This window comes from Pseudomonas sp. 20-5 (assembly GCF_056782835.1).
Window position 1 is genome coordinate 3331958 of the sequence record NZ_CM165584.1, and the last position, 18845, is coordinate 3350802.

The following is an 18845-nucleotide window of genomic DNA, read 5'->3' on the forward strand; positions in this document are numbered from 1 at the left end:
TCCGCCGCGCCAGCGTGCCGCCCGCGGCGGGGCCGGAAGGCGAACGGGAAGGCGCCTCGGGGACCAGCGCGCCGTCGCGCACCGGCCGCGAACGGAAGGCACCCGGCGCGCGCTCCGGCGACATGCCGCCCGATGACAGTCTGGCCTGTTGATTTGACATAGGTGTGTCCCCCTGCATGTGTTTCCCATCGGCATGACGGAGATTCCGCCATGCCAGCCAGATTAGGGGGATGGCGCGGGGAATCGGTAGACGGATACTGTCGGGTTCTTGCCTGAAACTGCCGCGTTCCGGTTTTTTCTCATCCGCTTGCGCCCCGTGCGACGAGCTGGCTTGCCTGTTCCTGGCGAATGCTTGCCTGATCCTGCCAACGCGCATCGCGATGAGTGCCTGCAGCCGCGGCGCGCGCTAGTCTTGGGAAGGTTTCCCCCGCGAGTCCCCGCATGAGCGAAAACACCCCGCTTCTTTCCGTCGATCTCCCCGCCGAACTGCGCCAGCGCCAGAGCGAACTGGCGCAGTTGCTGCTCGAGCACTGTCCCAGCGACGGTGTCTACGGCACCGCCGTCGACCCCCTCGCCCTGATTCGCGCCGACGGCCCCACCCTGCCGGCGCGCGGCATGCACAAACCTGCCCTGTGCATCATCGCCCAGGGCCGCAAGGAGGTGCAGTTGGCCGAGGAACGCTATATCTACGATCCGCTGCACTACCTGGTGGTCTCGGTCACCCTGCCGCTGGCCGGCCAGGTGATCGACGCCTCGCCGGACGCGCCCTACCTCTGCGTCCGGCTGGATATCGACCCGGCGGAAATCACCCAGTTGATCTCCGACGCCGGGCCCATGGAAGTGGCCAGCCGGCGCGGCGACCGCGGCCTCTACGTCGACCGTATCGACGCCAGCCTGCTGGATGCGGTGCTGCGCCTGATCCATCTGCTGGACAGCCCGCGCGACATCCCGATGCTGGCGCCGCTGATCCTCCGCGAGATTTTCTACCGCCTGCTGCGCAGCGGCCAGGGCCAGCGCCTGCACGAGATCGCCATCGCCGACAGCCAGGCCCACCGCATCACCCGCGCCATCGACTGGATCAACCAGAACTACGGCAAGCCGCTGCGCATCGAGCAACTGGCCCAGGTGGTCAACCTCAGCCCCTCGACCCTGCACCACCGCTTCAAGGCCGTGACCGCGATGAGCCCGTTGCAGTACCAGAAGCAGCTGCGCTTGCAGGAAGCACGCCGGCTGATCTTCAGCGAGGGCCTGGAAGTGGCCGCCGCCGGCTACCGGGTCGGCTACGAAAGCCCGTCGCAGTTCAGCCGCGAGTACAGCCGGCTGTTCGGCGCCCCGCCGCTGCGCGACCTGGCGCGGGCGCGCAACACCGCCTAGGGGAACGCGGCAGCCGCCGCGACGGTCAATCGGGAAGCGGCGGGATACCTTCGTCGCCCCGACCGACCTTGCGCAACCGTACCCGCCATGACCCGAGCCCTGCCCCTGCTCCTGCTTGCCCTGTCCCTTCCCGCCGCGGCGACGGACAGCGAGTCGTTCGCCCGCCGCTACCTGGCCTATGTCCATGCCGTCGGCCAGCACAGCGAACGACTCTGGCCCGGCTGGCGGATGGCCGACAAGGCCTCCCTCTACAGCGATGGCCGCAGTACCTGGGTCGCCGATGCCGAAGGCCGCGCGCAGCGCACCACGGTGGCGGGCGACAGCGACCCGGATCTCGACCTGAGCTATGCCTTTCCGCGTTACCGGGGCCGTCCGGCGGTGCTGCTGCAGATCAGCGCCGCGCACCTGCGGAGCAATACCGGCAATAGCGAGACGCTGGCCGCCATCGGCCCGCACGAAGCCTTCCATCGCTACGCCCAGGAAGACTGGCCGGGCCTGCGCAAGCCCGGTGGCTATCGCGGCGACCTGGCCACGCTCGACCCGCGCCCGCGGGAATACCGCTATGCCCTGTTCCAGTCGCTGCTCCAGGCCCTGCGCACGCCCGGGCAGCGCGACAGCTACCTGAGCGACGCCCAGGGCTGGCTGCGCCGCTGGCGCGAAGCGGCTCCCGAGGAAAGCCGGCTGGCGGCGCAGGTCGATCTCAGCGAAGGCACCGCGCGCTACATCGAGATGGCCGCCGCCGCGCGCTACCGCACCGATTTCGCCGAGGATCCGCAACGCTATCGGCAGGCGCTGCGGGAGTACGCCCTGGCCTTCTACGATGCCAACGAGATCGGCGTCGGCGTCGACAGCGAAGCCTACGAGATCGGCGCGCTGGCCGGAGTGCTGCTGGACCTGCGCGACGACGGGGACTGGAAGGAAGCCGCGACGGCCGGCACCTGGCCGCTGGACTACCTGCTGCGCGACCAGCCTCCGGCCTGGAGCGAACTCCCCGACGACGCGCGGGCGCGCGGCGAGCGCTACCGGCGCGAGATGGGCGCCACCCGCCAGCGCCTGGTCGAGTTGCAGGAGGCCTTCGCCGACCCACGGCGACCGCTGCTGGTGATCCCGCAACCGCGCCGCACCATCGGCTTCGCCACGGCGGCCAGCGAGGTGCGCGGGGGCTTCTACGTCCTTGCCGACGGGCCGTTTCGCCAGGCCTACCTCGGCGCGCGCTGGAATGTCGGCGAGCTGACCCTGGACGGCGTCGACTACCTGGAGGGCGACGCCGAGGCGTACTGCCCGGGCTACGGCCGTTCGGCACTGATTCCATTGCGCGGAGGCGCTTGGCGCGAGGGCACGCTGGCGCCGGAAGAACCCGGCCTGCGCGGCCGCCTGGCGACTGCTCGCAGCCTCGTCGACGGGCGGACCCTCTATTGCGCGGCGGAGAATGCTCCTTGAGGACCGACAACGGCGCTACAATGCCCGCTCGCCGCCGCAACCCCGCCGAGGGCTCGCCATGAAGTTCCTGCTGATCGGGCTGATCCGCTTCTACCAGTACGCAATCAGCCCGCTGATCGGTCCCCGCTGCCGCTTCTACCCCAGTTGCTCGCACTACACCCTGGAAGCCATCCGCGTACATGGCGCGCTGCGAGGCGGCTACCTCGGCGCGCGCCGGCTGCTGCGCTGCCACCCCTGGCACCCGGGCGGCTACGACCCGGTTCCGGAGCGCCAGGAACAGGCGTGCGCCTGCCACAGAACGGCGAAGCCCGGCGAATGAAGCCGGCGAAAAGATCGCAACGGCGACATCCCGCACATAACCGGACCCGCCGGTCGACATGCGGAATTGATAAAACCTATCATTCAGGGTCCATCTCCCCGGCTATCGCCCGGCGCCCCCTTGCGCCCGACTACGCCGGGGAGTTCCGCTCAAACGTTTCATCCTGAGGCTCCGATGCCCCGTCATCCCTTCTCCCCTTCCTTCCTCGCCGCCAGCGTCTTCTGCGCCGCCACCCCGGCCCTCGCCGCGCTGCAACCGATCGCCGAGGCGCCGCTGGCCGGCGAAACCGAGTTCCGCTGCCAGTTCAACGCCGACAACAGCACCGATTGCGTGAGCACCTACAGCTTCACCATCCTCAAGCCGAGCGGCCGCGAGATGCTCTCGCGCATCGATCGCAGCTACGCGGAGACCGACAGCCTGATCGTGGAGAAGGCCGAGCTGACCCAGCCCGGCGGCAAGCCGGTGCCGCTGGACCAGTCGCAGATCGATACGCGCACCGCGCCGAACCCGGACCAGGGCTTCCTGCGCGAACGCCAGACCTCCCTGGCGTTCCCCAACCTGCGCGTCGGCACCCGCATCAGCTACACCCTGCGCGAGCACTTCACCGCCAAGCCGCTGAGCACCCAGTTCCACTACATTCTCAGCCGCCCGCCGATGCCGGTGCGCGACGACCGCTTCGTCGCCGAGTTCAAGGCCGAGCGGCCGATCTTCGTGCGCAGCGAGCTGATGGACGCCTATCGCATCGAACAGAGCGCCGACAAGAAGACCCTCAAGGTCAGCCTGAAAAAGCCGCAATACACCAACTACATCAACGAAGCCGGCAACGCCTACCTGCGCCATACCCCGCGCCTGGAGCTGGGCAGTTCGCTGGACCTGCAGGACAACTTCGGCCCGTTCGCCGCGCGCTACAACGAGATCCTCGCCGCGGAGCTGCCCAAGGGCGCCGCGGCGGCCGTCGCTGCGGTGAAGGGCAAGCCGGCCCGCGAGCAGGTCGCCGGCCTGATGCAGTACATCAACGACACCTACCGCTACCTGGGCGACTGGCGCGCCAGCGAGCGCGGCTACGTGCCCTTCTCCCTGGCGGAGATCGAGCGCAATGGCTACGGCGACTGCAAGGACCTGGCGATCCTCCTCGCCGCCATGCTCAAGGCCGCCGGGATCAAGGCCGAACCGACCCTGGTCAGCCGCGGCGACGTGGTCTGGGACCTGCTGGTGCCCGGCATGTACGCGCCGAACCATGCCATCGTCCGCGCCGAGGTGGACGGCAAGACCTGGTGGCTGGACCCGACCAACCCGGTGTTCGCTCCCGGCCGCACCATGCCCGACATCCAGCAGCGCTGGGCGCTGGTGCTGGGCGCCGACGGCAAGGTGCGGCGCGACGAGATTCCCCTGGAAGCGCCCGGCGACACCCTGCGCGTGACCCGCAGCGAGCATTACACCCATGACGGCGAAGCCCGGGTCGAGTCGCGCGTGGAGCTTTCCAATGCGCCGCTGATGCAGCTCAGCGTCGCCGATCGCCAGCGCGGCCGCACCAGCACCGACCAGGACCTGTGCCGCAACTTCGCCAAGGAAGGCAGCGACTGCGTGCTGGAGCGCGACGACAGCCAGTTCGTGCTGCCGCCCAGCTATACGATCAGTGCCAGGCTTACCGACCGCCGCGCCCTCGACCGGCTCGGCGGAGAGTATTTCTACAACCGCCAGGACCTGGCCAGCCAGTGGGACGCGTTCGCCAAGTACCGTAGCGAAGGCCAGTTGGCCGAGCTGTACCTGGGCGAACCGCAGATCACCTCCTACGACATCAGCCTGTCCGGCGGCAAGACCGACGAGCCGGCGCACAGTTGCGAGATCCGCAGCCCCTGGTTCGACATCGACCTGCAGGCCGAACCGGCCAAGGATGGCGGCTACCACTATCGTTATCGGGAAGTGCAGAAGACCAGTTGGCTCAACCACGACGAGATCAACAGCGCCGAGTTCGGCAAGCTGATCGAGCAGAGCCGCGGTTGCGTCGAGCAACTGCGCCTGGTGGTCAAGCTGGACAAGCGTCCCTGAGCGACCCGCGCCCGCTCCGGCGGGCGCGTCCAGCCGCACCAGCGGGCGATCCTTCTACTCGCCCGCGCAGCCCTCCAGGCCGAGCGCCTGTTCATAGAAACGCGCCATGCGCTCCGGGTCGGCGACGTACGCCAGCATTCCGCTGGCGAGCCTGTCGCCTACACCTGCCAATCGAGCCGCAGCCCGGATTCGAACGTACGCCTCTCCCCGCTCAGCGGGTCGTCGAAGCGCAGCCCCCTGGCCAGCAGCTTGAGCGGCCGCAGGTAGTCGTCGGGGCTGCCCTCGGCGTCCAGCAGCTCGGGATAGAACCCATCGTTCTGGATACCCGCGCCGAGTGCCGCGAGGTGCACGCGCAGCTGGTGCTTCTTGCCGGTCACCGGATACAGCCGGTAGCGCCACCAGCCGCCGTTGCGCTCGACGACCTCGATGCGCGTCTCGCTGTTCGGCTCGCCCTCGCCTTCGCGCATGCGGAAGAACGGCTCGCCGGGCACCAGGCGGGTCCTGCGCAGCAACGGGAAGTCCAGTTGCGGCAAGGCCGGAGCGATCGCTTCGTAGCACTTGTCGATGCGCCGCTCGCGGAACAGCGCCTGGTAGCGCCCGCGGCTGCCGGGATTGGTCGAGAACAGCACCAGCCCGGCGGTATGCCGGTCGATCCGGTGCAGCGGCACCAGGTCGCGATTGCCGGTGCTGCGGGCCAGCCGCGCCAGGAGCGTCTGCTCGACGTAGCCGCCGGCCGGCATCACCGGCAGGAAGTGCGGCTTGTCCGCCACCAGCAGATGCTCGTCGCGGTACAGGATGCGCGCCTCGAAAGGAATCGGTGCCTCCACCGGCAACTCGCGGAAGTAGTGCACACGCAGGCCTTCGCGATATGCCGCCTGCGGGCCCAGCGCACGCCCCTCGGCGTCCAGCACCCGGCCCCGCTGCATGCGCGCCAGCCAGGTGTCACGGTCGATGGCCGGGAAACGCGCGCAGAGACAGTCGAGCACGGTGCTCCAGGGACCGGCCGGCAGATGCAGGGTGCTGGCGCGGAGACTGGCATCGGGCAAGGAAGGAGACGACATGCGGCAACTCGGGAAGGACGGGCGACCATTAGGCCGCAGCGCGGCGCACAGGTCAAAGCACGCCGGGGCGAAACGAAGAAACCGCCCGAAGGCGGTTTCTTCCGTGACCCAGGGATCGAATCAGGCGGCGCTCGCCTTGCGCTCTTCCGCCTCGCAGGCGGCTGCGGTGAACAGCACGTCGGTCGAGGAGTTCAGCGCGGTCTCCGCGGAGTCCTGGAGGATCGCGATGATGAAGCCTACCGCCACCACCTGCATCGCCACCTCGCTGGGAATCCCGAACAGGCTGCAGGCCAGCGGGATCAGCAGCAGCGAACCGCCGGCCACGCCGGACGCGCCGCAGGCGCAGATCGACGCCACCACGCTGAGCAGGATCGCGGTCGGTACGTCCACGGCGATGCCCAGGGTATGCACCGCTGCCAGGGTCAGCACGGTGATGGTGATCGCCGCGCCAGCCATGTTGATGGTCGCGCCCAGCGGGATCGATACCGAATAGGTGTCTTCGTGCAGGCCCAGGCGCTCGCAGAGCTGCAGGTTGACCGGGATATTGGCTGCCGAGCTGCGGGTGAAGAACGCGGTCATGCCGCTTTCGCGCAGGCAGGTCAGCACCAGCGGATAGGGATTGCGGCGGATCTTCAGGAACACGATCAGCGGGTTGACCACGAAGGCCACGAACAGCATGCAGCCGAGCAACACCACCAGCAGGTGGGCATAGCCTTTCAGGGCCTCGACGCCGGACTCGGCGAAGGTCGAGGCGACCAGGCCGAAGATGCCCAGCGGGGCGAAGCGAATCACCACCTTGACGATCAGCGAGACGCCGTTGGACAGCTCGGAGAGCAGGTTGCGGGTGGTATCGCTGGCGTGTCGGAAAGCGATGCCGAGGCCGATGGCCCAGGCCAGGATGCCGATGAAGTTGGCCGAGATCAGGGCGTTGACCGGGTTGTCCACCACGCTCAGCAGCAGGGACTGGAGCACCTCGGCGATGCCGCCCGGAGGCGACATCTCGCCCGGATGGCTGGCCAGCACCAGGCTCGAGGGGAAGGCGAAGCTGGCGATCACCGCCACCACCGCGGCGCTGAAGGTGCCGACCAGGTACAGCAGCAGGATCGGCCGGATATGGGTCTGCTGGCCTTGCCTGTGGTTGGCGATGGATGCCATCACCAGGACGAACACCAGTACCGGCGCGACGGCCTTCAGCGCGGAAACGAAGACCTTGCCGATGAAGCCGACCTTGAGCGCGGCGGCCGGGAAGAAGCTGGCGAGCAGCAGGCCGGCGATCAGGCCGACGATGATCTGGCCCACCAGGCTGGTACGCGTCAGCAGATGAAGCAGGGGACGTTCAGGGTATGTCATGCAGATTTCTACTCTTATAGGTGTGTCGAAGGCCGGCCCAGGCAGCTTCCATGCCGAACGACCCTGTGCCGTTCCGCCCCCGCGAAGGGATGGTTCGAGCGAGCCGGGTAGTCTAGGGAAGGACGCGCAGCACCACAGGAAACACCGACCAGCGGATACCGGGCTCCCCCGCCACGGCCATCGAACCGGATCGGGACGGCGTGGATTCTAGCCGTGTCTGCGCTTTTTGGGGGCGTCCAATTCTGTCTGGATTCGGACATGTCGTCGCAGGCGCATTGCCAGCCGGGAGGCCGGAAATCCCTGTGAAAAGGAGGGAAAACGCGAAATTCGCTGTCTGCAGATAGCCAAAGCCCGCCATGAGGCGGGCTTCAGATGGGGGGCTAGTCCGTTAGCCATGGGTCCATGATTGACCCGTCACCGTGAAAATTTCGTGAAGATTACCAATCTTTTTCCTTCACATTTCCGCTGAATCCATTCACCGCTCGCCTCACTGGGTCGGGCTCAGCTCGCTCTCCTGGAAGCGCGGCGGCGGACGGCTGAAGCTGCGAGTCAGGTAGAACAGGTAGCCGAAGCCCAGTCCGGCCCAGATCAGCCCCATCACCAGCGAGGTGCTTTCCAGGTTGAGCCAGAGCACCGCGACGATGGCCGCGCCGAGCAATGGCAGGACCAGGTAGTGGAAATGCTCCTTGAGGCTGCGGTTGCGCCCGCCGCGCACATAGAAATGCACGATCACCGAGAGATTGACGAAGGTGAAGGCCACCAGGGCGCCGAAATTGATCAGCGCGGTCGCCGTCACCAGGTCGAAGGAGATCGCCGAGAGCGCCACCATGCCCACGATGAGCACGTTGATCGACGGCGTACGCCATTTCGGATGGACGAAGCCGAAGATCCGCTCCGGCAGCACGTTGTCCCGCCCCATCACGTACAGCAGGCGCGACACGCTGGCCTGAGAGGCCAGGCCCGACGCCAGGGTATTGATGAAGGTGGCGCAGAGGAAGATCGACTGGAACAGCTTGCCGCCGACGTACAGGGCGATTTCCGGCAGCGCCGCGTCGGGTTCCTTGAAGCGTACGTTGGTCGGGAAATAGGACTGCAGGAAATACGACACGGTGATGAAGATCACCCCGCCGTACAGCGCGGTGAGGAAGATCGCCCGCGGGATCACCCTGCCGGCGTCGCGGGTTTCCTCGGACAGCGTAGTCACCGCGTCGAAACCGAGGAAGGAAAAGCAGAGGATCGTCGCCCCCGCCACCATCGCCGAGAGATGCGCGTGCTCGGAGAAGAACGGCTGGGTACTGAGCACCGTGGCGGTCCCCTCCCCGTTGTTCAGGCCGTGAATCACCAGGCCGATGAAGACCACGATGATCGCCAGCTGGACCAGCACGAAGACGGTGTTGAAATTGGCGACCAGGTTCACGCTCTTGATGTTGATGAGGGTCATGATCAGCACGAACATCACCACCCAGATCCACGGGGCGACCTCGGGGAACAATGCGGTCAGGTAGATCTTCGCCAGCAGTGCGTTGATCATCGGCAGGAACAGGTAGTCCAGCAGCGACGACCAGCCGACCATGAAGCCGACATGGGGATTGATCGCTCGTTGCGCGTAGGTATAGGCCGAGCCTGCGGTGGGGAACTGACGGACCAGCTTGCCGTAGCTGATCGCGGTGAACAGCACGCCGGCGAGGGCCAGCAGGTAGGCGGTGGGCACGTGTCCCTGGGAAATCCCGGATACGATGCCGAAGGTGTCGAAGACGGTCATCGGGGTCAGGTAGGCCAACCCGATCATGACGATCTGCCACAGCTTGAGGGACTTGCGAAGCTGGGTTCGTTCTGCGGTGGGGGGAGGATTCGACATGGGTATGCTTGCCTCGATTTCTTCTTTTTCTAATGCACAGCAAAGGAAGGCGGACGGGCGGAAACCGCAGGCTTGCCGCCGTCTACCTTCAGCAAGGGTGGGAACCTCGACGGAAGAACGGGCGGGCGGCGCCGGACCGGAGCCGCCCGCCCATGCTCACACGGTGTGCAGGTACCAGTTGTACTCGAGGTCGGAGATCGAGTACTCGAACTCCTCCAGCTCGCTTTCCTTGCAGGCGACGAAGATGTCGATGTACTTCGGATCGATGTACTTCGCCAGGATCTCGCTGTCGTCCAGTTCGCGCAGGGCGTCGCGCAGGTTGTTCGGCAGGCTCGGCTCCAACTGCTCGTAGGAGTTGCCTTCGATCGGGGCACCCGGCTCGACCTTGTTGGTCAGCCCGTGGTGCACCCCGGCAAGCACCGAGGCCAGCAGCAGGTAGGGGTTGGCGTCGGCGCCGGCGACGCGATGTTCCAGGCGTACCGCGTCCGGGCTGCCGGTGGGCACGCGCAGGGCCACGGTGCGGTTGTCCAGGCCCCAGCTCGGCGCGTTCGGCACGTAGAACTGCGAACCGAAGCGGCGGTAGGAGTTGACGTTCGGGCAGAGGAAGGCCATGGAGGCCGGCAGGGTCTCGAGCACGCCGCCGATCGCATGGCGCAATGCGGCGTTCTGCTCGGGATCCTCGCTGGTGAAGATGTTGTTGCCGTGCTTGTCGAGCAGCGAGATGTGTACGTGCAGTCCGTTCCCGGCCTGGCCCGGATAGGGCTTGGCCATGAAGGTGGTGTCCATCTCATGGTCGTAGGCGATGTTCTTGATCAGGCGCTTGAGCAGCACCGCATAGTCGCAGGCCTTCATCGGGTCGGCGACGTGATGCAGGTTGACCTCGAACTGCGCCGGTGCGGATTCGGCGACGATGGCGTCGGCCGGGATGCCCTGGGCGCGGGCGCCGTCGATGATGTCCTGGAGGCACTCGACGTATTCGTCGAGGTCGTCGATGGAGTACACCTGCACCGACTGCGGACGCTTGCCGGAGATCGGCGAGCGCGGCGGCTGCGGCCGGCCGTTCACGTTCTCCTGGTCGATCAGGTAGAACTCCAGCTCGAAGGCGGCGACGATGGTCAGTTCCATCTCGGTGAACCTGGCCACCACCTGGCGCAGGACTTCGCGGGGGTCGGCGAAGAAGGGATCACCTTCCAGCTCATGCATGGTCATCAGCAGTTGCGCGGTCGGCCGCTTCTGCCAGGGTTCCATGGAGAGGGTGCCGGGGATCGGGTAGCAGATCCGGTCGGCGTCGCCGATGTCGAGACCCAGGCCGGTACTCTCTACGGTGGAGCCGGTGATATCGAGGGCGAACAGGGAAGCGGGAAGGTTGATACCTTTTTCGAAGACTTTGGGCAGACTGTTGCGTTCGATTCGCTTGCCGCGAACCACGCCATTCATGTCTGAAATCAGAAGGTCGACGAACTGGACCTCGGGATGTTCCTGAAGGAACAGGCTCGGCTCAGTGAGCTGAACGGCACGCAGGGGTACCGACATGATGCAACACCTTTTTTGTTAAAAATTTCAATCATGCGGGGGCTGGAGCCAGAGTCAATCGGAAAGCCAATTTGTTGTCAATAGCCCTCTCGTCGCCCTCGCGGACGGCGAAATAGCCGTAGACAGGGCCTTCCAGCGCATCGCGTAAGCGGCCAAAGCCAGGCCAGGCAAGGTGCTCAACCTGGTGCAGCAGATATTTTACAGGCTCCGTTGTACGAAAAATTGAACAAGGCTAAGCTGTGCCAACCCTACAACAGCAATAAACCGGGTGTTCCATGTCCTACCAGCCGTCCCTCGGCGCCAAGTTCCGCGGCCACAAGATCGGTCAGCATCCGCGTTAGCTCCGCTCCGGTTCTTCTCTCCCTCGATTCTTCGCAGCGCCCTCGAGCGGCCCTCGCTCGTCCGCCGCCTGCCCTGCCCGTCCTCCTTATATAAGGAAGGACACCGGCCGCTTTCGCCTGCGTGGATAACGGATACGAAGAGCAAGATCGTTCAAGCCAGCCCGATGCGCCTGCTGGCATGCTGGACCGACGTTCACCACCGCCATGCCCCCATGACTGCCCACGACCTGCCCCGCCAAGCCTTTCTCCGCGGCGCCGTCGCCATCCTCCCATTGTCCCTGGCCGTCGCGCCCTGGGGGCTGCTGGCGGGATCGATGGCCATCGAAGCCAACCTCACCCCGGCCGAGGGCCAGGGCCTGTCCGCCATCGTCTTCGCCGGCGCCGCCCAGTTGGTGGCGATCGGCATGCTCAAGGGCGGTGCCGGGTTCTTTTCGATCATCTTCACCACCCTCCTCCTGACCTCGCAGCACCTGCTCTACGGCATGAGCTTGCGGCCGGTCCTGTCGCCTCTGCCGGGACGCTGGCGGATCGGCCTGGGCTTCCTGCTCACCGACGAGTTCTTCGCCCTCGCCAGCCAGCACGACCGGCGCAACTTCAACCGCTGGTACGCCCTCGGCGTCGGCCTGACCTTCTATATCGCCTGGAACCTGTTCACCCTCGCCGGCATCCTGCTTGGCCGCAGCATTCCCGGTCTCGAACACCTGGGCCTGGATTTCTCCATCGCCGCCACCTTCATCGCGCTGGTCGCGCCGCTGGTGCGCAACGTACCGACGCTGGTCTGCGTGGCCACCTCGCTGTTCTGCTCGGTGCTGTTCAGCCACTGGCAATGGAGTTCGGCGCTGGTCCTCGCCGGTCTCGCCGGGATGGCCGCCGGTTTCATCTGCAACAAGCTGTATCGGGAGGCGCCATGGTCTGGGCAGTGATCTTCGGGATGGGCGCGATCGTCTTCCTCAACCGCTACCTGTTCCTCGAACCGCGCCTGCCGATCCGCCTCGGCAGCAACCTGCGGCAGTTCCTCGGTTTCGCCGTGCCGGGAATGCTCACGGCGATCTGCGGCCCCATCGTGTTCATGCCCGAGGGGCGCATCGACCTCGGCTACGACAATCCCTACCTGGTCAGCGGCGCAGTCACCGTGGCGCTGGTGCTCTATACCCGCAATACCCTGGCGAGCATGCTGCTGGGCATGGCGTTCTTCTTCCTGTTCAAGTGGTGGCTGATTTGATCGATGTCAGTCGCTGCACGTCGGACGGCATGATTTCGGCAGACAGCCTCTTGCAGGGGGCTACAAACCAATAGCCCGTAAGAACACGTGGAAACAACTGAAGCGGCAATCGAAAATTTTTGCCTTACTTCAAACCATAACCAAGCTTCCATTCCAAGCTTCCCAAATCATCACACCCTGCATTCGATGATAGAAAATGATTTTCGCCAAGCGGAGAGTAACAGCGATAAATAGGGACCGTATTTTTTTGTGGGTATTTATACACCCAACCGATAGTGGCGATTCGATCATGTCCGCTCCCGTCACATCCTCCTGCATCAGTCACGAGATAATCATCGGGATCCTGTCTATTCACACACTCCTCCACCTCAAGCGTTTCAATACCAACGACAGGACGAGTCAGGAGATATGCGATACGATTACGCTCGGTGTACTCGGATTGTCTCACCACAGGCAGAGTAGTAACTCTGTATTTCCCACTCCTGTGCTCCCAGCGGGTAAGAGCCAAACCTACGGAAGCCTGTTGAGGTTCACTAACCACCTTCATGTTAACCCCTTGAAAGACGAGATACTTTTCCTTTAGCGTTCCTCCATGCGGTATATAAGTATAGGTGATACCCCAGCCGGAATTATCAACTCGATTCCCGCCACCAAGTAGATTCACGACCCCCACATATGCGATTAAGTCAGTTGACTTCCCGATTAAATTTCGATCCCAATCATTTTTAACAAACGGAACAAGAGGATCCTTAAGAGTAAAAAAATTCTTATAATCCGAGGACAATGACAGCTTTATTCCGCCAAACCATGGATCGAGATCAAGCGCAATAACTTTACGTCCAGCCCGCCAATACCCAACACTACTCCCTATAGTACCCAAACTATCTGCCATACCACCAATCGCAGGCTCACTCCAATTTCCTTTATATAATTTCCTCCAGCTTGACGGGAACATATAAGATGCCTCCGGAGCACGCGCCACGATATTATCCCATCGCCCCGGCCTGAAACAATACATATAGAGGTAGCCTTCATCGGGGGCCCGAATCAGTGAACAGTCACCCTCCCCAGATTGGGTCCCCATCTTCGGTGCCTCAGGGCTGGTCAACACAGTAATTGGATTAACCCAAGATAGACCGTCATAAGAAAACGATACTCCCATTGACTTGTGCGTCTGCCCACCATTGATGTAGTCGCACTTTTGCTCCTGATGCACGGCTGCAACATAGACATCTCCGATCTTAACCGGAGAATTTATCCATACTCCACACTCGCTGTAGGACCCTGCGGCACCTTTACTTAACACCTTATTGGCAGGCCAGCCCATAGACCAGGCCTCCGGCCCGGTTATTGCGTAAGCATCACCACCTCCGGAACTGTAGCCTCTGAATAAATTTTCAGAGAGCTTTATTACATAAAACTTAGTATCCAGGCCAGGCTCGTGAGACCCAACCCTAACTACTAGCGGGCGCTCCACCCGCACCTGTAGACAAGACTCACAAAAGACTTCCGCCGCAACTTTCAAAACCAATAAAAAGTGCAGAAGAAGCACAAAACACAAACAAGAAAGCATAGACTTCTTCATGAAAATCCCTTTCATAATATTTTATTTTTCAATCAAAACCATCCAACCACTGGCCACCAACACAATATTTCCGGCTCCAGCCCCGAAATTCCGATACCAATCTAGCGCCCGTCCAGGCAGAGTAATTGACACGGTGAAATTCAGAAAACCACCCGAAAATAATGACGATAGTCACAGTGAACGCCATCCTCCCGCTCGACGGCTTTCACCTTGAACTGCTTTGCTCCCAGCAACTCCAAGACACGAACCAGTTGATCATGGCTGAATATCTGTGTATGCCCGATTGCTGGAACTCCGCGAGAGTCAGTCACCAACAGTAACTCACCGCCCGTCCTCAACCTGCCCACACAGTCAATCAGGAATTGGATCCAGTCGGCCGTATGGTCAAGCACATTTGAGCAAACGACGAAATCGAACGCACTCTCTATATCGGCAACACCATCCCTTATATAACAAGAAGAACCTCTTTCCCCGAGAATCGAGAATGGAAGATTCTCTGCATACAGCCCCATCAATGAGTCCTGGGCAGTCACTGTCACGCCTTCGACCTTCTCGAAAAAGCCGATCGGCCCACTACCTACTTCCAAAACCTTACCTTCAAAACCTTCGTAACGATAATGCGAGGAGCCGTACGTGAACCCCATCTTCCCAAGAAACCACATTGCATCCTTATGCCGGGCCTCTTGTAGTTCCTCGACAGACAGATGGCGATAGGGCCATTTATCCTTCCAGAAAGAAAGCTCGTAATCCTGGGAATGTATCCACTGCTCTGGATCTGCAGACGCAACGGTACGTACGTCAGGAGCAGTTTCAACCCTACGGGACACCGACGAGAATTCGCCTGCACCACTGCCACGCTCTTCGATACACACTAGAGGAGTGCCATTCGCACGACGGCGCTCCCAGAAACCGGATAAAAATTTCACCCTAAAAACCTCCCTGCTCATTGGTACCCTTGCCCATCGGACTAAAAGACAAAAAAGCCGAAACTTACCGACGACCAAACAACAACTCGTCCTCTATCTCAGCGCCCCAGCAAAAATCTTCCCCTCAGGAAGCCGCCAAACAGCACTGCCCGAGGAAAAACTAACAAAGAAAATTTATAAATAATGTAAGAACAATCCTTTTTGCTAGAGGAAATAGTTACATAGACATAATTGAGGAGAAGATGGAGAAACGAGCGGAAAACCGCGCTCTCCGATCCGCCTAGAGGAGACCCGTTGCGATGACGCTCCAGTCCCCTTCTCGTCCAGATGAAGCGCTGAAAGGGGCCTCCTCCGCAACGAAGAACGAGGGTTCATGCGCCACGGGAATGAACTCGCGAAGAAAGGTCGCTTGGCGCTGGCGCGCTTTGGGCCGAAGATCGGGGCAACCACAACGTGCGCAGCGAGGCCCTCATGTCCGACTCCCTTCCCCAGCGCAACGGCGGGCAGATCCTGGTAGAGGCATTGCGGCGCAATGCCGTCGATACCGTCTACTGCATCCCCGGGGAAAGCTACCTGCCGGTGCTCGATGCGCTGCACGACGCCAACGGCATCCGCACCATCGTCACCCGCCACGAGGGTGCCGCCTCGAACATGGCCGATGCCTACGGCAAGCTGACCGGCCGACCAGGCATCTGCTTCGTCACCCGCGGCCCCGGTGCCACCCATGCGGCGAATGGCGTGCACACGGCGCAGCAGGACTCGACGCCGATGATCCTGTTCGTCGGCCAGGTGGAAAGCGCCTTCAAGGGCCGCGAGGCGTTCCAGGAAGTCGACTACGTGCAGATGTTCTCGGGCCTGGCCAAGTGGGCCGTGGAAATCGACCGTATCGAACGCATCCCGGAGATCGTCGGCCGCGCCTTCAGCGTCGCCACCTCGGGCCGACCGGGCCCGGTCGTGGTCGCCCTGCCCGAGGAAATCCTCTTCGGTTTCGCGCAGGTCGCCGATGCGCCGGAGCCAAGGGTGCTTCCGGGGCGGCCGGGCGCCACGGCGATGGCGGAACTGCGCGAACTGCTGGCGAACGCCAGGCGCCCCCTGCTGGTACTTGGCGGCAGCGGCTGGGACAGTGCCGCCAGGAAACGGCTAGGCGCCTTCGTCGAGGCCAATGGCCTGCCGGTGGCCACCTCGTTCCGTCGCCAGGACCTGTTCGACAACCGTGACCCGCACTACGCCGGACAACTGGGCTTCGGCGCGGCGCCGGCGCTATTGGAGCGGCTGCGCCAGGCCGACCTGCTGCTGGTGGTCGGGGCGCGCCTGGGCGAAACGCCGAGCGCTGGCTACAGCCTGGTGCGTAGTCCGGCCCCCGCGCAGACGCTGATCCACGTGCATCCGGACAGCGCGGAACTGAACCGCGTCTACCTGGCGCGATTGCCGATCCAGGCCACCCCGTGTGCCTTCGCCGAGGCCCTGGCCGACCTCGCGCCGTTGCCCTCGAGCACCTGGCAGGACTGGCGCGAAGCCGCCCATGCCGATTACCTGGCCTACTCGACCCCGGCCGCGAGCGACCCCGCCGTCCAGGGCGTCGACCTGGCGTCCGTGGTCGCGTACCTCAGCGAAAACCTGCCGGACGACGCGGTGATCGCCAACGGTGCCGGCAACTATGCCGTCTGGGTGCATCGCTTCTACCGCTATCGCCAGGCCCGCACGCAGTTGGCGCCGACCAACGGCGCCATGGGCTACGGCCTGCCCGCCGCGATCGCCGCCAGCCTGCGCGATCCGCAGCGCAGCGTGGTGTGCTTCGCCGGCGACGGCTGTTTCATGATGTATCCGCAGGAGCTGGCGACCGCCGCGCAGTTCGGCGCGACGCCGGTGGTGATCGTGGTCAACAACGGCATGCTCGGCACCATCCGCATGCATCAGGAGCGCGAATATCCCGGGCGGGTATCCGCCACCCGCCTGGACAACCCCGACTTCGTCGCCCTGGCGCGAGCCTTCGGCGCCCACGCCGAACGAGTGGAATGCAGCGCCGACTTCCCCGCCGCATTCCGCCGCGCCCGCGAAAGCGGACGCCCGGCGCTGCTGGAGCTGCTGACCGACCCACGCCAGATCACGCCGCAGGCGCGCCTCGCCTGAGGCATCCTCAGCCGGCGCGGAAGGCGATCCAGGCCTGGTAGCCCACGGCCTGGAAATAGCGGCTGGGCAGGACGAAGCCGGTGTCTTCCAGCAGTTCGCCGAGGCGCTGCTCGGACAACGGATCGAAATCCTCGCGCAAGCGTTGCAGCATGCCGTCGCTGTCCTCCGGGGAAAGCCCGGCCAAGCGGCAGGCCTCGGCCTGCACCGGACGTTCGAAGGCGTCCCGGGCTTCCATCAGGTTGGCCAGCAGCAACGGCGCCGCTGGCGCCAGACGCTCGGCGACCGCCTCGAGAAAGCGCCGCTTGGCCTGGTCGCCGCGCAGGAAATGCAGCACCAGCAGGACCAGCGCCGCATCGCAAGGCGGCGCAGGCGGTAGCCCGGCGACGTCGCCGCAGTGCAGCTCGATCCGCTCCAGCAGGCCGAGCCTGGCGCAGCGCTGGCGGGCCAGGGCGAGCATGTCGGCCGACAGGTCCGCCGCGACGAAACGCCAGCCTGGACGCAACCCGGCCAGCTCCGCCAGTTCGCCGCCGGCGCCGCAGCCGACGCTGAGCAGGCGCGCCCGTTCCGGCAGACGGGCCAGCAACTGCGCGCGACTGAGCAGGTGCAGCAACTCGTAGCCCGGCAACAGGCGGCCGATCCGCGTCTCGTAGCCGTCCGCCTGTTTCCCGACGAAGCGGCCCATCAGTCGAACACCTTGCCCAGGCGCCAATAGCCCATCAGGGTCAGATGACGCTTGTCGATACCGCGCTCCTGCACCAGGTAGCGCCGGATCGCCATCACCGCCGCCGACTCGCCGGCGACCCAGGCGTAGAAACTGCCGCTCTCGGGGCTCGCCAGTTCCCAGAGGATCTCCTCGTCGATATCGATGTCCTCCAGTTCCTGGGCCGCACCACCCGCCACCTCGCGTTCCGGCAGCCGCGCCTGGCGCGCCGCCTCGATCATCCGCTCGCCGTTGCGCGAATGGATACCGGCCTGGTGGCGCGGCAGCCAGTGCAGGCGCGCAGCGGGAATCGCCGGCAGGTCGAGGATGTCGGCTTCTCCCGGCACTTCGAGAAAGGCCTCGACCACCGGCGGCTCGGTTTCGCCGGCCAGCTCCTCGAGAATTCCCGCCACCGCGGGCAAGGCGGTTTCGTCGGCGATCAGCAGGATATGGCGGACGCCAGCCGGCGGTTTCCATTCGTAGCCGCCGGGGTCATCGCCGTATTGCCGGTTGGGCGCGGCCAGTTGCAGGCGGTCGCCGATCCGCGCGTGGGTCGCCCAGGCCGAGGCCGGGCCGTTCTCGCCGTGGAGGACGAACTCCACGTCGACCTCTTCCTGCTCGGCGCGCAGCGCACGGATGGTGTAGGTACGCATCGGCGGCCGGCGGGCCGGCTCGACGCTGCGATAGGCCTGGTACCACTCGCTGCCGCCGGGCAGGCTGGGCGGCTGGCCGCTGGCATCGGGGAAGAAGATCTTGATCCGCTGGTCGGCGGCAAGGGTCTTCATCTCGGCGACCTCCGGACCGCCGAAGACGAAGCGGGTCAGCGCCGGGCTGAGTTGCTCACGGCGCTTGAGTTCGACATTGAACAGACGATAGGCGGGTTGCGACATGACGATGGTCTCCTGGTGACCGGCGCCCAGTGGAGCCGGCGGATGCATGCGTCAGACAACTCTAGCA

The 18845-nt window shown here is 64.2% G+C and carries 15 protein-coding genes; 7 read left to right on the forward strand and 8 right to left on the reverse strand.

Annotated features, from left to right (window positions below; translation table 11 throughout):
* Positions 1–441: 441 nt before the first annotated feature.
* From cmrA to AC1RB9_RS15265, 4 genes are all read left to right on the forward strand, one after another.
* Entirely contained in the window at positions 442–1374 is a 933-nt protein-coding gene (gene cmrA, locus AC1RB9_RS15250) for an AraC family transcriptional regulator CmrA (RefSeq protein WP_003106506.1), read from the forward strand.
* 87 nt (positions 1375–1461) lie between these two features.
* Positions 1462–2814 carry a hypothetical protein gene (locus AC1RB9_RS15255; protein WP_003162260.1) on the forward strand — a complete coding sequence of 451 codons (1353 nt, stop codon included), beginning with the start codon at positions 1462–1464 and terminating at the stop codon, positions 2812–2814.
* A 58-nt stretch (positions 2815–2872) separates the two neighbouring features.
* On the forward strand, positions 2873–3133 hold the full coding sequence (gene yidD, locus AC1RB9_RS15260; RefSeq protein WP_003088692.1) for a membrane protein insertion efficiency factor YidD: 261 nt from the start codon (positions 2873–2875) through the stop codon (positions 3131–3133).
* A 174-nt stretch (positions 3134–3307) separates the two neighbouring features.
* Positions 3308–5182 carry a DUF3857 domain-containing transglutaminase family protein gene (locus AC1RB9_RS15265; protein ID WP_003088690.1) on the forward strand — a complete coding sequence of 625 codons (1875 nt, stop codon included), beginning with the start codon at positions 3308–3310 and terminating at the stop codon, positions 5180–5182.
* Between the two features lie 158 nt (positions 5183–5340).
* Here the strand turns inward: AC1RB9_RS15265 and AC1RB9_RS15270 are convergent, their stop codons facing one another.
* The 4 genes from AC1RB9_RS15270 to AC1RB9_RS15285 all read right to left on the reverse strand — a co-directional run bounded on the left by AC1RB9_RS15270 (position 5341) and on the right by AC1RB9_RS15285 (position 10984).
* Complete coding sequence (locus tag AC1RB9_RS15270) at positions 5341–6243, reverse strand: RluA family pseudouridine synthase (protein WP_003162261.1); 903 nt, start codon at positions 6241–6243, stop codon at positions 5341–5343.
* A 120-nt stretch (positions 6244–6363) separates the two neighbouring features.
* Positions 6364–7593 (reverse strand): serine/threonine transporter SstT, encoded by a 1230-nt coding sequence (gene sstT / locus AC1RB9_RS15275; protein ID WP_003106499.1) that lies wholly within the window; start codon positions 7591–7593, stop codon positions 6364–6366.
* 487 nt (positions 7594–8080) lie between these two features.
* Positions 8081–9451, reverse strand: coding sequence for an APC family permease (locus AC1RB9_RS15280; protein ID WP_003106497.1), 1371 nt, complete (start codon positions 9449–9451; stop codon positions 8081–8083).
* 156 nt (positions 9452–9607) lie between these two features.
* Positions 9608–10984: a glutamine synthetase family protein gene (locus tag AC1RB9_RS15285; RefSeq protein ID WP_003118546.1), complete on the reverse strand. Its 1377-nt coding sequence runs from the start codon at positions 10982–10984 to the stop codon at positions 9608–9610.
* A gap of 553 nt (positions 10985–11537) precedes the next feature.
* Between AC1RB9_RS15285 and AC1RB9_RS15290 the strand changes: the two genes are divergently transcribed.
* Positions 11538–12248 (forward strand): AzlC family ABC transporter permease, encoded by a 711-nt coding sequence (locus tag AC1RB9_RS15290; protein ID WP_003162262.1) that lies wholly within the window; start codon positions 11538–11540, stop codon positions 12246–12248.
* The gene (locus AC1RB9_RS15295; RefSeq protein WP_003088669.1) at positions 12233–12547 is read left to right on the forward strand and encodes an AzlD domain-containing protein; all 315 of its coding nucleotides are present in this window, start codon (positions 12233–12235) and stop codon (positions 12545–12547) included. The genes AC1RB9_RS15290 and AC1RB9_RS15295 overlap by 16 nt, the downstream gene beginning before the upstream one ends.
* A 124-nt stretch (positions 12548–12671) precedes the next feature.
* Here the strand turns inward: AC1RB9_RS15295 and AC1RB9_RS15300 are convergent, their stop codons facing one another.
* Positions 12672–14132: a hypothetical protein gene (locus AC1RB9_RS15300; protein WP_481864872.1), complete on the reverse strand. Its 1461-nt coding sequence runs from the start codon at positions 14130–14132 to the stop codon at positions 12672–12674.
* 140 nt (positions 14133–14272) lie between these two features.
* Positions 14273–14794, reverse strand: coding sequence for a class I SAM-dependent methyltransferase (locus tag AC1RB9_RS15305; protein WP_003120198.1), 522 nt, complete (start codon positions 14792–14794; stop codon positions 14273–14275).
* Positions 14795–15529: 735 nt separating this feature from the next.
* On the opposite strand from AC1RB9_RS15305, the gene AC1RB9_RS15310 reads away from it, so the two are divergent.
* Positions 15530–17188, forward strand: coding sequence for a thiamine pyrophosphate-binding protein (locus tag AC1RB9_RS15310; RefSeq protein WP_003120199.1), 1659 nt, complete (start codon positions 15530–15532; stop codon positions 17186–17188).
* A gap of 7 nt (positions 17189–17195) precedes the next feature.
* Here the strand turns inward: AC1RB9_RS15310 and AC1RB9_RS15315 are convergent, their stop codons facing one another.
* A complete protein-coding gene (locus tag AC1RB9_RS15315; protein WP_003100350.1) occupies positions 17196–17870 on the reverse strand; it encodes a class I SAM-dependent methyltransferase in 675 nt (224 codons plus the stop codon).
* The gene (locus tag AC1RB9_RS15320) at positions 17870–18778 is read right to left on the reverse strand and encodes a siderophore-interacting protein (protein WP_003100352.1); all 909 of its coding nucleotides are present in this window, start codon (positions 18776–18778) and stop codon (positions 17870–17872) included. The genes AC1RB9_RS15315 and AC1RB9_RS15320 overlap by 1 nt, the downstream gene beginning before the upstream one ends.
* Positions 18779–18845 lie beyond the last annotated feature (67 nt).

Coding starts and splice junctions, on each gene's coding strand:
- cmrA (WP_003106506.1), top strand. CDS start 442: ATGAGCGAAAACACCCCGCTTCTTTCCGTCGATCTCCCCGCCGAACTG.
- AC1RB9_RS15255 (WP_003162260.1), top strand. CDS start 1,462: ATGACCCGAGCCCTGCCCCTGCTCCTGCTTGCCCTGTCCCTTCCCGCC.
- yidD (WP_003088692.1), top strand. CDS start 2,873: ATGAAGTTCCTGCTGATCGGGCTGATCCGCTTCTACCAGTACGCAATC.
- AC1RB9_RS15265 (WP_003088690.1), top strand. CDS start 3,308: ATGCCCCGTCATCCCTTCTCCCCTTCCTTCCTCGCCGCCAGCGTCTTC.
- AC1RB9_RS15270 (WP_003162261.1), bottom strand. CDS start 6,243: ATGTCGTCTCCTTCCTTGCCCGATGCCAGTCTCCGCGCCAGCACCCTG.
- sstT (WP_003106499.1), bottom strand. CDS start 7,593: ATGACATACCCTGAACGTCCCCTGCTTCATCTGCTGACGCGTACCAGC.
- AC1RB9_RS15280 (WP_003106497.1), bottom strand. CDS start 9,451: ATGTCGAATCCTCCCCCCACCGCAGAACGAACCCAGCTTCGCAAGTCC.
- AC1RB9_RS15285 (WP_003118546.1), bottom strand. CDS start 10,984: ATGTCGGTACCCCTGCGTGCCGTTCAGCTCACTGAGCCGAGCCTGTTC.
- AC1RB9_RS15290 (WP_003162262.1), top strand. CDS start 11,538: ATGACTGCCCACGACCTGCCCCGCCAAGCCTTTCTCCGCGGCGCCGTC.
- AC1RB9_RS15295 (WP_003088669.1), top strand. CDS start 12,233: ATGGTCTGGGCAGTGATCTTCGGGATGGGCGCGATCGTCTTCCTCAAC.
- AC1RB9_RS15300 (WP_481864872.1), bottom strand. CDS start 14,132: ATGAAGAAGTCTATGCTTTCTTGTTTGTGTTTTGTGCTTCTTCTGCAC.
- AC1RB9_RS15305 (WP_003120198.1), bottom strand. CDS start 14,794: ATGTGGTTTCTTGGGAAGATGGGGTTCACGTACGGCTCCTCGCATTAT.
- AC1RB9_RS15310 (WP_003120199.1), top strand. CDS start 15,530: ATGTCCGACTCCCTTCCCCAGCGCAACGGCGGGCAGATCCTGGTAGAG.
- AC1RB9_RS15315 (WP_003100350.1), bottom strand. CDS start 17,870: ATGGGCCGCTTCGTCGGGAAACAGGCGGACGGCTACGAGACGCGGATC.
- AC1RB9_RS15320 (WP_003100352.1), bottom strand. CDS start 18,778: ATGTCGCAACCCGCCTATCGTCTGTTCAATGTCGAACTCAAGCGCCGT.